This window comes from Capsulimonas sp., from assembly GCF_039929585.1.
In the GTDB taxonomy this organism is placed as follows: Bacteria; Armatimonadota; Armatimonadia; order Armatimonadales; family Capsulimonadaceae; genus Capsulimonas.
In genome coordinates, this window is sequence record NZ_JBDSQY010000204.1 from 1 (window position 1) to 13068 (window position 13068).

The 13068-nt window shown below is 59.5% G+C and carries 8 protein-coding genes; 5 read left to right on the forward strand and 3 right to left on the reverse strand.

The features are described from left to right. Positions 1-164: 164 nt before the first annotated feature. Together ABIZ35_RS14810 and ABIZ35_RS14815 are read right to left on the reverse strand one after the other, a co-directional pair. Entirely contained in the window at positions 165-2123 is a 1959-nt protein-coding gene (locus ABIZ35_RS14810; protein ID WP_348220693.1) for a WD40 repeat domain-containing protein, read from the reverse strand. Positions 2124-2210: 87 nt separating this feature from the next. Further along, positions 2211-4133, reverse strand: a complete 1923-nt coding sequence (locus ABIZ35_RS14815) for a WD40 repeat domain-containing protein (RefSeq protein WP_348220694.1) — start codon at positions 4131-4133, stop codon at positions 2211-2213. 224 nt (positions 4134-4357) lie between these two features. Here ABIZ35_RS14815 and ABIZ35_RS14820 point away from each other — a divergent pair, with 224 nt between their 5' ends. Together ABIZ35_RS14820 and ABIZ35_RS14825 are read left to right on the forward strand one after the other, a co-directional pair. Beyond that, positions 4358-5107 carry a sugar phosphate isomerase/epimerase gene (locus ABIZ35_RS14820; protein WP_348220695.1) on the forward strand — a complete coding sequence of 250 codons (750 nt, stop codon included), beginning with the start codon at positions 4358-4360 and terminating at the stop codon, positions 5105-5107. A 105-nt stretch (positions 5108-5212) separates the two neighbouring features. After that, the gene (locus ABIZ35_RS14825; RefSeq protein WP_348220696.1) at positions 5213-6241 is read left to right on the forward strand and encodes a tetratricopeptide repeat protein; all 1029 of its coding nucleotides are present in this window, start codon (positions 5213-5215) and stop codon (positions 6239-6241) included. Here the strand turns inward: ABIZ35_RS14825 and ABIZ35_RS14830 are convergent, their stop codons facing one another. Continuing rightward, positions 6242-6544 (reverse strand): FmdB family zinc ribbon protein, encoded by a 303-nt coding sequence (locus ABIZ35_RS14830; protein ID WP_348220697.1) that lies wholly within the window; start codon positions 6542-6544, stop codon positions 6242-6244. 126 nt (positions 6545-6670) lie between these two features. Between ABIZ35_RS14830 and ABIZ35_RS14835 the strand changes: the two genes are divergently transcribed. The 3 genes from ABIZ35_RS14835 to ABIZ35_RS14845 all read left to right on the forward strand — a co-directional run bounded on the left by ABIZ35_RS14835 (position 6671) and on the right by ABIZ35_RS14845 (position 12841). Further along, positions 6671-8668 carry an APC family permease gene (locus tag ABIZ35_RS14835; RefSeq protein ID WP_348220698.1) on the forward strand — a complete coding sequence of 666 codons (1998 nt, stop codon included), beginning with the start codon at positions 6671-6673 and terminating at the stop codon, positions 8666-8668. Between the two features lie 329 nt (positions 8669-8997). After that, the gene (locus tag ABIZ35_RS14840) at positions 8998-10260 is read left to right on the forward strand and encodes an alpha-L-fucosidase (RefSeq protein WP_348220699.1); all 1263 of its coding nucleotides are present in this window, start codon (positions 8998-9000) and stop codon (positions 10258-10260) included. Positions 10261-10591: 331 nt separating this feature from the next. Further along, on the forward strand, positions 10592-12841 hold the full coding sequence (locus ABIZ35_RS14845; RefSeq protein WP_348220700.1) for a stalk domain-containing protein: 2250 nt from the start codon (positions 10592-10594) through the stop codon (positions 12839-12841). Positions 12842-13068 lie beyond the last annotated feature (227 nt).

Genomic DNA, 13068 nt, shown 5'->3' on the forward strand with positions numbered 1-13068 from the left:
AGGACAGGCGCCAGAATGGCCGCCACGATTGCGCCCGAGGCTACCACGACGGCGTTTTTGAACAATTTTCCCATAGTTATCCTTATTCGCTTCGCGCATTAACGCGAACTCATTCAAGAGGACCGACGTGGGCCTCTTCATTGACACCAAAATTTCGCAGTTGTTTAGAACGGCGCAAACTCATGCGAGCTGAGCAGCGCGCCTGCCGTGTTGTAGATGCGCAGGCGACCACGTCCATCCACGTTCGTCGCCAGAATACGCGCATACGCATCCGCGCCGACACCTACTTCCTGCGGCGTCCAGCCCGTTTCGGCGGGGAAGTCGATCTTGTTCAAGCGCTGCTGCGTTGGGCTCATCGTCATCAGCGAAGAGCCGCCCGTTCCCGCGAAGAGCACCCACGTGTTGCCGTTCGGCCCCACGGTCACGGATTTGGCTTTCCAATCGTGATAAGGCGGAACCCCGCTCTGGCTCAGAATATCGCCAGCCGCCGACAGCGTCCAAAACCGCACTTCGCCATTGGGACGCGTCCAAACGAGCCGCTGCGAGTTATCCGGCGCGACGGCAAGGCCGGTAGCGATGTCGCCGCTTGCGAGCGCGTAGCGCTTGTCGCTGATGTAGTCGTTTGCGACTGACGCCTGCCAGATGGCCGAGGACTTATCGTAACGGTTCCACAGTAGACGCGGCTGATTGTTGCCGCCTATGCCGACCGAGATCGCTCCCCAACCGGCATATGGACCGTAATCCGTTTTCTGTGTCAGGTAGAAACTGGGGTTAAGCGTCCAAATCGACGCCGTATTCCCATTTCCAATAAGAATACTGGTGTAACCGGTAGGTGATGTCGAGATGCCCTTGACCGTTCCGGCGCTCTGTCCCAATTGGCCTCGGCTAAGCTCTGCCCCCACGGATGAAACGAGGGAGAACGCCACCATTCCATCCCCTCGGTTCCAGACCAGGCGCGTCTCATTATTCGGCCCCACGGAGATATGCTGCGCAATGAATGCGTAACGAGTTCTCACATGGCCATCCGCGTAAAGGGTATTTACTGATCCGTCGGAATTCGCCGTCCGGTCACGCGCCATCCACAGTTCACTGGGAGAGTCGATCTGCGCCAACGCAATCCCGCTCATATTCGTGTTGTATGCGTAATTCAAACCAGTGGACGGACTCACAAATACCGACGTGTTATGGAGATAGGGATTAACCGCCGCTTCGATGGCCGCTTCGCTTCGGAAGTTCGGAAACAACTCGTCGTTGTCTTGTACATATTGATAAATTCCCAATCCAATGAACTTGAGGTTGCCGGCGTCTTGGACGCCCAGCTTGCCCGGATTATCAGGATTATCCGGATTATTATTGGCGGGTGTGACATGACCGTCTGCGTAGACAATCGCCCGAATACCATCCGCATTGGCTGTGGGATCCTGAGCGAGAACTGTTGTTGATGGATCGGCCAGCGAAGCAAGCGTAGCGTAACTCAGGTTCGAATTAAACTGGTAGGCTTCTCCGTTGATAGGACTGTAGAAAACGCCTAAGCTTTTCGCATAAGGCATCAGCGCCTTCTGAGCGTGGGCCGGCGTGTCCAGCAGTGGGAAACTTTCGTCGTTGTCCTGCACATATTGCAGCGTCGCCAGTCCGATCTGCTTCAACCGGGACGCGGAGACCTGGACAGGGTTAAAGACACCTGCAATCTGACCATTTTGCTCGATATGACTGTCGAGAAATGTGACGGTAAATTTTGCAGTACCCGAAGTTTTCACATCCTGGAAAACAACCGTTTTGTTGGGCGAAGCAAACTCAGCCAGCGAATGACCGCCGATGGCCGGATTGGGCTGGTACGCTAAATGTGTCACGGGACTTGTGAAGGCCGATTTGTTCTCCAAATATGGCGAAACGGCGAACTGGAAATGAGCGACAGTATCCGTCGGAGGCAGGTTTTCATCATTGTCCTGAACGTACTGGAATACGGCATCGATCAAAAGACGAGAATTGCCGACCGAAGCGTCGTCGGGCGCGAAGCCCAGCGCGGGCGCCGGCGTAAGCCCTTTCGCCAGGACAGGCGCCAGAATTGCGACTACGATCGCTCCAGCGGCAATGACGGATGCGTTCCGAAATAGTTTTTCCATGTGATCCTTAGTTCGTCGGTAAGCCTGTGCACGGTCTTTTTAGATACTGTTGAGACTTCTAACGCTCTATCGAAATCCACCGCTCCGTTAGTAAGGAGCAAACTCGTGAGAGCTTAACAAGGCGCCGGCATTGTTATAGATGCGCAGGCGGCCACGTCCATCTACGTTCGTGGCCAAAACACGAGCGTATCCGTCCGCGCCGACGCCCACTTCCTGCGGCGTCCATCCGGCCTCGGCGGGGAAGTCAATCTTGTTCAAGCGCTGCTGCGTCGGGCTCATCGTCATCAACGAAGAGCCGCCCGTTCCCGCGAACAGCACCCAAGTGTTGCCGTTCGGGCCCACGGTCACGGACTTGGCTTTCCAATCGTGATAGGGCGGAACGCCGCTCTGGCTCAGAATATCCCCGGCCGCCGCAAGCGTCCAGAACCGCACTTCGCCGCTGGGTCGTGTCCACACCAGCCGCTGCGAGTTATCCGGCGCGACGGCAAGGCCGGTAGCGATGTCGCCGCTTGCGAGCGCATAGCGCTTGTCGCTCAGATAATCGTTCGCCGCCGACGCCTGCCAAATGGCCGACGATTTGTCGTAGCGGTTCCAGAGCAGACGGGGCTGATTGTTGCCGCCGACAGACACTGAGACAGGCCCCCAGCCATCGTACGGGCCGTAATCTGTTTTCTGTGTCAGGTAGAAACTGGGGTTAAGCGTCAAAAGAGACGTGGTGTAGGGACCACTGATCAAGATCCGAGTGTAGCCCGTCGGAGATGTCGCGATGCTCTTAATGACTCCTGCACCCTGCGACAGTGTCGCACGGCTGAACTCCACACCCGTTGCGGACAGCCGCGAAAGAGCGATATCGCCTTCGGCCTGACTCCAGAAAAGACGGGTTTCGTTATTTGGCCCTACGGAGATGTGCTGGGCCAGATGGTAGAGACGCGCCTTCGCGTGGCCATCGGCAAAAAGAACAAAGAGAGTTCCGTCGGTGTTGATTGTTGGGTCCTTAACAAGCCAAGTATTGGAAGGATCCGGCAAACTAGCCAGAGATTGGCGACTGAGAGAAGCATTGAGAATATATGGCTGGTTAGTCAGAGGGTTTACAAAGATATCCAGATACGGACGAAGCGCCGCTTCAAATCCTTGCTCTGTCTGCATTGGCGGAAGTAAGTCATTATTATCCTGACTATATCGGAGTATTCCAAAACCAATTTGCTTTAAGCGATTGGCGTCAGCCCCTGATGTCGGCTTTGCAGTGTTTGGAGTAACATGTCCATCAGCATAACCGATGGCGCGAATACCACCAGGTGGTGCAATAGCATCCTGTGCGAGGAAGGTATTTGTAGGATCAAGGATAGACCCAAAGAAAGCATAGCTTAGGTTCGTGTTGAATTCGTACGGCTGCCCGCTAATGGGGCTCTGAAATACATACTCGCCGGTTGTGTAATACGATAGGGCCGCTTTCGCATGCGCTGCCGTATCCATTAAAGGAAAATGTTCGTCGTTGTCCTGAACATACTGCAAAGCCGCAAGAGCAATTTGCCTCAGATGGCTTCGGTTAATGCTGGTCGGGTTTCCTGATTCGACGCCTCCACGTTCGATGTGACCATCGACAAACGCAAGAGTAGATAAATGATCTCTGTGCGCAGCAACATCCTGGAACAGGACGGTCGCGCCCGATGTCGTCCGATATTCGAAAACATCGTGGCCGCCAATGGCCGGATTGGGAACATAGGCCAGATGCGTCGCAGGGCAGGTGAAGACCGACGGGCTGGTCAAATAGGGCGTGACGACCGCCTGGAAGTGCGCCTGGGTGTCGGTAGGCGGAAGCTTGCCGTCATAATCCTGAGCGTAAGTGAGAACCGCCTGCGCGAGATGGCGAGCGTTGCCAACACAAGCGTCGTCGGGCGCGAAGCCGGGGGCGGGCGCCGTCGTCAATCCTTTGGCGAATACGGGCGCGAGGATGGCGGTGACGATCGCTCCTGAGGCGAGGACGGAAGAGTTACGGAGCAGTTTGTTCATGAGTATGCCTTGGTAGTCGTCGAGCCTGTGCGCAGTCTAAGCGAAAACAGTAATTTCGCTTGCCTGCTCTCAGTATACCGGTTTGATGTGGCCGGAAGGCCAAGAATGGGTAAGCTTAATGAAAGCTTAACAGAAAATGTCATGAGACGCGAAACGAAGGATTTCAGTGGGATTGTGATGAACTTTAGGGTTTAGGGAACCGTCCCGAAAGGATTGACCGAGAGATGTCTAAATTACCGATTGCATTGCAGCTATATACGGTTCGCGACGAGACCGCGAAGGATTTTGCGGGGACGCTGAAGAAGGTCGCCGAGATTGGTTTCGCCGGCGTCGAGCTCGCCGGACGCGGGGATCTGTCCGTACAGGCGCTGCGCTCGCTGCTCGACGACAATAACTTAAAAGTCGCCGGAAGCCATGTCAGCATCGACGAACTGGAAAAGGACATCGCGAAGGTGATCGATGAAAATCTGTCGCTGGGCAACGCTTATGTCGTCGTGCCGTATCTGGGCGAAGACCAGCGCGCCGACGGCGCCGCTTACAAGGCGATCGCTGGGAAGCTGGGAGACCTGGGCGAAACCCTGCGCACGCACGGGCTGACCCTCGCTTACCATAACCACGACTTCGAATTCCAAAAGTTCGATGGCGAGTATGGCTTGGATCTGATCTTCAACAATACCGACGCGCAGGTGGTGAAGGCGGAGATCGACACCTGCTGGGTCTTCGCCGCCGGCGTAGACCCCGCCGAATACCTGAAGAAGTTCCAAGGCCGCGCGCCTCTGCTGCACATCAAGGACTGGAAGCTTTCCGAAAAGGCGCTGACCGAAGTGGGGACCGGCGACCTTCCGCTGGACGCCATCCTCACCGCCGCCACGGAGATCGGGACCGAATGGCTGATCGTGGAGCACGATGAGCCAAAGATCCCGTCACTGGAATCAGCTAAGATCTCATTCGAGAACTTGAAAGCGCGCCAGTAATCTTCATTCTGACGGTCCGTGCAATACAATACAGCAAGCAGACGCCGAAGGGCGCGGGATCGATCCCGCGCCCTTCTTTTTGTGATTACGTCCGAGGCCCATTATATGAACCGCTCACGCATCCTCGCGCTCTCCTGCGCCGCCGCGTCCTTCGCCATGCTCTTCACCTCGTCCCTTAGCCATGCGGCGGAAGACGCCGCCAAGCCTGCGGCGCAGGCCGTATCGGACGCCGTCAAAGCGGCGCGCGAGCAGGTCCGCCTGCATCCCGGTGACGTTTTAGCGCATCTGGCGCTGGGGGATGCACTCTACGATGCGGGAGATTACTCGGGATCAAAGACGGCGCTGCAAGGCGCCGTCAAGGCGGACGCAAAAAACTTCCAGGCGCGCCTTAATCTGGCAACCATGGATTACTTGACGGCCGATTATGAAAACGCGATCACGGAGGGGCGCGAAGCGATCCGTCTGGACGCCACCTCCGCAGATGCGCACAATATCGTCGGCGCATCGCTCGGCGCGCTCGACCGGCGGGCGGAGGAAATCACGGAAGAGCGCGCCGCGATTCGCCTCGATCCGACTATGGCCGCCGCGCACAATAACCTGGCGATGGCGCTGATGTATACGGACAAGCAGACGGAGGCGATCTTCGAGTTTCGCGAAGCCGTACGCCTCGCCCCCAAAGATCCCGACTATCAAGCCCATCTGGGGATCTGTTTGTCGAATAGCGGCAAGTATGAAGAGGCGGCGAAGTACTTTCGAAGTTCGCTCGCCATCGCGTCAAAAGACGCGGATAACCATAATTTCCTTGGGGTCGCGCTTTACCATCTGGGAAAATTGGACGAGGCGATCGCTGAATACCAGGAAGCCATTCGGCTGAACCCAAAACTCGACCTCGCCTATCAAAATCTCGGCCTCGCCTACAGCGACCAGGGAAACTATGAGAAGGCGATCCCCGCGCTGCGCACAGCGGCCACCCTGGCGCCCGACGATCCCGACACGCACTTGATGCTTGGCTCCGCGCTGGTCAAGACCGGCAAGACTGAAGATGGACGCGCCGAATGGACGAAGGTTCTGGCGACGGGAGACGATGCGTCGAAAAAGAAGGCGCAGGATCTGCTCGACACGCATCCGGAGTAATTACTCAGTACCAGCCTCTTTCCCGCGTTCGGCGCTGTCGATGTACTCGTCGAATTCGTCGCCGAGGCGTTCGCCGGTTTCGCTCTGAACGGCATCGGCCCAAGCGCGCATGGAGGCGGGGTCGGAGGGATTGTCCGAAGGAACATCGGCGGAGGCGTGGCCGCGCGCAAATCGGCTGATCCGGCGTACGCCGTGTTCCGCGCCGCAGCGCGGGCAGGCGGGACTGTCGGCGGCGGCGGTCATCCCGACGAGGATGGTGTAGCGCGCGTGGCAGGCGGCGCAGGTCAGTTCGTGAAGTGGCATGGCGTGGTGTGATTGCGCCGCGCGGGGCGGCGATTCCTCTTTATTGACTTGCCGCCGCGTCCTAGGTAAAATACCCAACGGTCTTACGGCTGTTCGTTCAAATTTTGCCGTGGGACACGAGATTCTATGCCAAGCCCCTTTTCGTCGAACTCGCCGCAAGGCGATGACACCCCCGAGCTGCCCCCACCGCCCAAATACCACAGCGCCGTGGGAGGCATCCGGCAGCTCATCTTTGGCCGCTCGCTCCCAACATCGGGCGCCGGCCACCAGCGTCTTCCCAAGTACCTGGCGCTTCCGATCTTCTCTAGCGATGCGCTCAGCTCCAACGCCTACGCCACCGAGGCGATCCTCGGGATCCTGATGATCCTTCAGGGCGCGCACGGCAGCGCGCTGCCCTACGCCCTGCCGATCGCCGTGGGGATCTGCGCGCTGCTGATTGTCGTCGTGCTGTCGTATCAGCAGATCATCTACGCCTATCCGGACGGCGGCGGCGCCTATCCCGTTTCGCGCGATAACCTCGGCACGCTCGCGGCGCTGGTCGCCGCCGGATCGCTGCTGGTGGATTATGTGCTGACCGTTGCGGTGTCCGTCGCGGCGGGCATGGCGGCCGTCGTCACGATGGCGCCCGGACTCCATACGCATCTGGTGCCCATTTGTTTGGTCATCATTCTGGTGATCACACTGCTGAATCTGCGCGGCGTGCGGGAAACCGGCGGGGTGTTCGCCGCGCCAACCTACGTCTTCGTGGTCGCGGTCGTCACCACGATCCTCGCCGGCGTTTTCGCGATTGCGACGCACGCCAGCTACGCCACCAACGCTTTGCAGGCGGGTCATGCGATCAACGGCAATTTGATTCCCTTCCAAACCGTGGGGATCTATCTGCTTCTGCAAGCCTTTTCCCAGGGTTGTACGGCGCTGACCGGCGTGGAAGCGATCTCGAACACCGTTCCTCTGTTCCAAAAGCCGGAGGATAAGAACGCCGTCATTACGATGCGCTGGATGGCCCTGCTCGCCATCGTCATGTTCTTCGGCCTAACCTACATCGCGCAACAGTTCGGCATTCAGCCGATGGACCAGCATGCCGGCGGGTATAAGAGCGTCGTGGGTATGGTCGCGGAGCGCGCCTGGCCGCCGGCGCTGCACTGGATGTTCTGGGTCGTTCAGATCTCCACTGCGCTCGTCCTGGTGCTGGCCGCGAACACCGCGTTCGCGGGATTCCCGCAGCTCGCCTCGATGCTGGCTCGGGACAATTTCCTGCCCCGGCAGCTCGCGAACTTCGGCGACCGGCTCGCCTTCTCCAACGGAATTATCATTCTGGCGGTGGCGGCGGGCGCGCTGATCTATCTTTTCAACGGCATCGTCGAGGAGCTGCTGGCGCTTTACGCCATCGGCGTTTTCACGAGCTTTACGCTCGCCCAAATCGGCATGGTGCTGCGCTGGCTGCGGCTGCGCACGCCGGGCTGGCAGCTGAGCCTGTTCTTCAATGCGCTGGGTGCGCTGGCGACGGGTGCGGTCACTCTGGTCATCGGCTACTCCAAATTCGCGGACGGCGCCATCATCAGCCCTCACTTCCACTTTGGGCCGTACCATCCCCACTACGGCGCGTGGCTCGTGATCGTCCTCGTGCCGATTATGGTGGTGACGTTCTATAAAATCAACCGCCACTACATGCAGCTTCGCGAGGAGCTGACCCTGGAAGGCTTCACGCCGGTCGAGCCAAGCCGCAACGTGGTGCTGGTTCTGGTGCCGCGCCTCCATCGGGGCATCGTCGAGGCCCTCGCCTACGCCCGCGTTGTAAGCGAAGACGCGCGTGCGGTCTATATCGAGACGAGTCCCGAAAACACCAAGCGCCTCAAGGAAGAGTGGGACACCTGGTCCGGCGGCATGCCTTTGGTGATCATCGAGTCGCCCTATCGCTCGCTGATCGGCCCGATGCTGCGCTATATCGAAGCCGTCCAAAGCGAGCGCACCGATGATGTCGTGACGGTGGTCGTACCCGAACTGGTCACGCGCAAATGGTGGCATCGGATCCTGCACAACCAGGCCGGCCCGCTGCTGCGCTTCGCCCTTTCCAGCCGGCACGACGTCATCGTCACGAGCGTGCGGTACTTCCTGGAGAAATAACAAAAATAACCCAAAGATTGCTTGTTGACACCAGGCCCAAAGTGTGGTTAAATAACTTATCTCAAACACAAAGGAGGTACATGAATTTGGATCATAGTTTACAGGGCGGTGGCGAGGGTTAGACCCTTTTAACCTTCGGGATCGTGCAGCCTCCGGGTGAACCGTCACTCGCTGGTCATGAATGGCGTCCCGCGCCATCGTCCCACCATAGGTAGCAGCGACAGCGAGGTGTTTCGTGGACCGCCGTGAGGCGGGACGCGTATAGCCTCGCTGTCCTATTGAATCGCTTCTTCCGTTTTCCCATCTCCCCCCAACACAAGGATAACTTTGTGAACGCCAAGCTTCTCATTCCCACACCTGAGCCGCGCATTGCGCGCTTTGAAACGCTTGCCTATGGCATGTTTATCCACTGGGGGCTATACTCCCAGCTGGGCCGCGGCGAGTGGGTGCAGCATCTCGAACATATCCCCGTTTCAGAATATGCAAAACTGAAGGATACGTTCACGGCGGCGGACTTCGACGCCCGCGCGATCGCGCGTTTGGCGCGCGAGTCCGGGATGAAGTATATCACGCTGACGACACGCCACCACGACGGCTTTTCGCTGTATGACACCCGTGGCTTGAATGACTTCGACGCCCCCCACTCACCCGCCGGCCGCGACCTCATCGCCGAGTTTGTCGATGGCTGCCGCGCGGAGGGGATCGTTCCATTTTTCTACCATACGACACTGGACTGGCGCTGGGATTCGGCGAACTGCTCTGACGAAAAGTTTAACGAATATTTGGACTATCTGAACGACTCCGTCGAAGTGCTTTGCGCGAATTACGGCGAAATCGGCGGGCTGTGGTTCGACGGCAACTGGTCGCGCGCCGGCGCCGACTGGAAGGAAGATCGGATGTACGCCACCATCCGGCGCCATCAGCCCGAAGCAATGATCATCAACAATACAGGATTGGACGCGCGCGGGGCGCTGGGAAACCCCGAATTGGATTCCACGACGTTCGAGCAGGGGCTTCCCAAGCAGCCCAACCGGTCCGGATGGCCTAAATATGTGTCGGTGGAGATGTGCCAGACGATGAACTCGCACTGGGGAATCGGCGTGAACGATTTCAATTATCTCGCGCCGGGCAACATCATACAAAACCTGGCGGCGTGCCGCAAGGCGGGCGCAAATTATCTGCTCAATGTCGGGCCGACGGCGGGCGGCGCGATCCCCGCTTACGAAACGGCCGCGCTGCGGAGGGCCGGAGACTGGGTGCGTCTGCTCGGCGACGCCATCTATGAGGCCAAACCGACGGAGATCCAGTGTCAGGGACGCGACTTCGTGCTGCGCTGCGGAGAGAAGCTATTTTATTTCGTCCACGATCTCGCGCTGGTGGGCGATGCGAATGTGACCCTGGGCGGCAACGATGCGGGGCCGCGCACGCTCGGAAACCTCAATGCTCCGATCAAGAGCGTGCGCTGGCTGGACAACGGTGAAAACCTGGCGTGGACCCAAAACGTGGAAGCGGGAATCGCCGCCGTGCGCTGCTCTGGTTACCCCTATGGCGTAAACTTAGTCGTCCGAGTTGCCGAGGTCGAACTTGGCTAGCACCGAGCTTCAGAAAGTCAGGCGCAATCACCAAAGGCGGCAATGAGGCGCGTTTCTCGACGCATGGGAATTGTTCTGGCTATCCTGGCGCGCTCAATTCTGTAGTGTGCATTGCAGAGATAGAAGTCGTCGGAAGGTGACAGGCTGCGTATTCCGAATAGGCTCGGCGCGGCGTACGGCGTGACAGGCGCGAATCATTCCCGCAAGCCTCGCAAAACGAAACATTCTTTACGAGAATCGACTTGACAACTCCAGACGATTGTGTTAGAGTAAACCGTTCTATACCTGTTCACAAAAATCCGAAACCCAACCTGCTTGGAGGCGAAATTCCATGAAATCCCCGGCCCGCGGCGTGACGGCGGCCGCGGTGGCGCTTGCCGCCGCCCTTAGCCTCTCTGTAATCGGACCGCATCGCGCTTATGCAGCCCCGATCCAGGGCAACGCAGACAGCAATTTAGCAGTCACCGTACTTAGCCCGACTCCTCGCACCAGCTTCAGCGGAGAAAAGCCGGTCGAGATTTCCGCCTTTTACCAGGGCTCCGCCACCAACCGCATCACGGCCATCGAGCTGTTCGTGGATGGCGTCAGCGCCGTCACCAAACACCTGGACGCTCCCGAGGAGCGCGGCGTGATCTCCTTCCTGGTCGATGCGTCCCAGATGATCGGCGGCACGCATAGGATCGTGATCCGAGCGATCGCGGCCGACGCCGAAGTTGTCTCGGCCAAGAGTTCGTTCATTTTCGTCGGCGACGATCAGAATGACAGCCCGCGCATCGCGGCTCCCACTCAAACGACTCCGAACGCTCTTCCCCAGCTCAGCTATATGAGCCCGGCTCCCGAAGAGAAGGTTCAGGGCACCGTCAAGATCCAGCTCGACGCGACCGACGCCAGCGGCAAAGCGCCGTATGTCTCGGTGTTCGTCGACAACGTGTTCAAGACGCTGCGCAACTACCCACCCTACGAGTACGATTGGGATACGACCACGTACCCGAACGGCTACCACACGATCCAGTCTTTTGGCTATAACGAATCCGACAAGCTCGGACCGGCCAAGACGATGCGCGTGTACGTCAACAACCCGGGTGGACGCACCGCGATCCGCACGGACTTGAAGGACGGCGGCGACAAGCAGCCCACGGCGCCGAAGACCACCGACGCCCGCCCGCTGGACACTCGTGTCACTGCCTCGGCAAAGCCGAAGTCGATCGCGCCAATGCCGGTCGCCACCCAGCCGCTGCCACGCAAGAAGACCAGCGTGCGCCCCGCCGCTCCGGCGACACTGGCCCAGGCCGCCGTCAAGCGCGCCCCGGTCGCGTCCAAGACGCTCGTCGCCAAGAGCTTCGACTTGCAGGCTCCCACGGGCGGATCCGACCTGACCAGCCCGTTCGTCCCGGACGTTCCGGCCGCGCCGCGTGTCAAAGCCTCGGGACTTGCCCGCCGGCCCCAGCTGCCCGCAGTGAAGAAGCTCTCCGGGCCCGCCATCGCTTCCGGCGAAACGCACCGCACGCAGCATGAGATCATGCTCGCCAAGCGCGAGGATCTCTTCGATGAGACCGGCGGCGCTTCGCTCGGCTCGCAGCTCTCGGACCCGTTCCTTCCTGAGACGACCACTGCTCGGCCCAAGCCCGCGACTCCGGTCACCGGCTTCAAGCCCAAGCCCGCCCCGGATTCCGCCATCGCCGCTCAGCCGGTGGTGAAGGCTCCGAAAGTTGCGAGCGCCGGCAAGGTCACTCCGATGAAGATCGCGCCGACGGTGCAGATCATCCACGTGAACGCCGGCGTCGCCGCTACGGCCCCCGCGCCGTATCTGGCCGCTCCCGCAGTGACCGCCCCGAAGACTGTCAAGCCGATCCTGACCGCCCCGAAGACCGAAAAAGTCGTCGTGGCTCAGCCGCAAGCTGTCAAGGTCGCCGTCGCTCAGCCGAAGGCGATCAAAGTCGTCGTTACCCAGGCCAAGATCACCAAAACCGTGATCGTTCAGCCGAAGGCGACGAAAGTGATCGTGGCGCAGCCGAAGGCCGAAAAGCCGATCCTGGCGCAGCCCCACCCGCTGACCCAGGCGAAGACCGCGAAGCTTCAGCTGGTGGAGACGCCGATCCGCGTGAATATGGCCGCCGTGCAGACGTCGGTCCCGATGGTGAAAAAGATCATCGTCCACGTGCCCGCTCCCAAGCATGTCCGCATCCACACGGGCGCCACGAGCTCCACCCGCAGCCTGCTGAACGCCAAGGGCCAGACCTCGGTCCTGTTCAACAGCACGGTGATCCGTCTCGACCGCCCGCTGGCCGCACACGGCAACGTTCTCTTCAGCCCGTTCCGCCAGATCTTCGAGTATCAGGGCGGCAAACTGACCTGGGAGAGCAAAACCGGAACCGTGCGCGCCGTCAGCGGCGACAAGGACATCGCCCTGAAGATCGGCGCGCGCACCGCGACAGTCAACGACACGAAGATGGTAATGCCGAGCGCTCCGTATCTGGCCGAAGGCCGGACGATGGTTCCGATGGCGTTCCTGTCCACCGCGATGGACGTCAACGTTCAGTACGATCAAGCGACGGGCCACCTGCTGGTTACCAGCAAGTAACACGCCGCTCCGGCAAACGCCAACAGAAAAACCCCGCGCCTCGGCGCGGGGTTTTTCTGGTTCTTGCTGTAGCCTTCAAGCACTCTGTTTTGCCTTCTCCCGGCGTGACCCACCCCGGCGTTTCGCGCCACCCTCCGGGTGACCCACCCCCGGCCTTCGGCCGACCCCTCCCTTGAAAGCAGGGAAGGGTAATTAGGATTTTGTTGTCGCAGGCGGCTTTCGTCCGA

What these genes read in the sequence shown, in the direction of transcription:
- ABIZ35_RS14830 (WP_348220697.1), bottom strand. Translation starts at nt 6,544, where the DNA reads ATGCCACTTCACGAACTGACCTGCGCCGCCTGCCACGCGCGCTACACC.
- ABIZ35_RS14835 (WP_348220698.1), top strand. Translation starts at nt 6,671, where the DNA reads ATGCCAAGCCCCTTTTCGTCGAACTCGCCGCAAGGCGATGACACCCCC.
- ABIZ35_RS14845 (WP_348220700.1), top strand. Translation starts at nt 10,592, where the DNA reads ATGAAATCCCCGGCCCGCGGCGTGACGGCGGCCGCGGTGGCGCTTGCC.
- ABIZ35_RS14820 (WP_348220695.1), top strand. Translation starts at nt 4,358, where the DNA reads ATGTCTAAATTACCGATTGCATTGCAGCTATATACGGTTCGCGACGAG.
- ABIZ35_RS14810 (WP_348220693.1), bottom strand. Translation starts at nt 2,123, where the DNA reads ATGGAAAAACTATTTCGGAACGCATCCGTCATTGCCGCTGGAGCGATC.
- ABIZ35_RS14825 (WP_348220696.1), top strand. Translation starts at nt 5,213, where the DNA reads ATGAACCGCTCACGCATCCTCGCGCTCTCCTGCGCCGCCGCGTCCTTC.
- ABIZ35_RS14815 (WP_348220694.1), bottom strand. Translation starts at nt 4,133, where the DNA reads ATGAACAAACTGCTCCGTAACTCTTCCGTCCTCGCCTCAGGAGCGATC.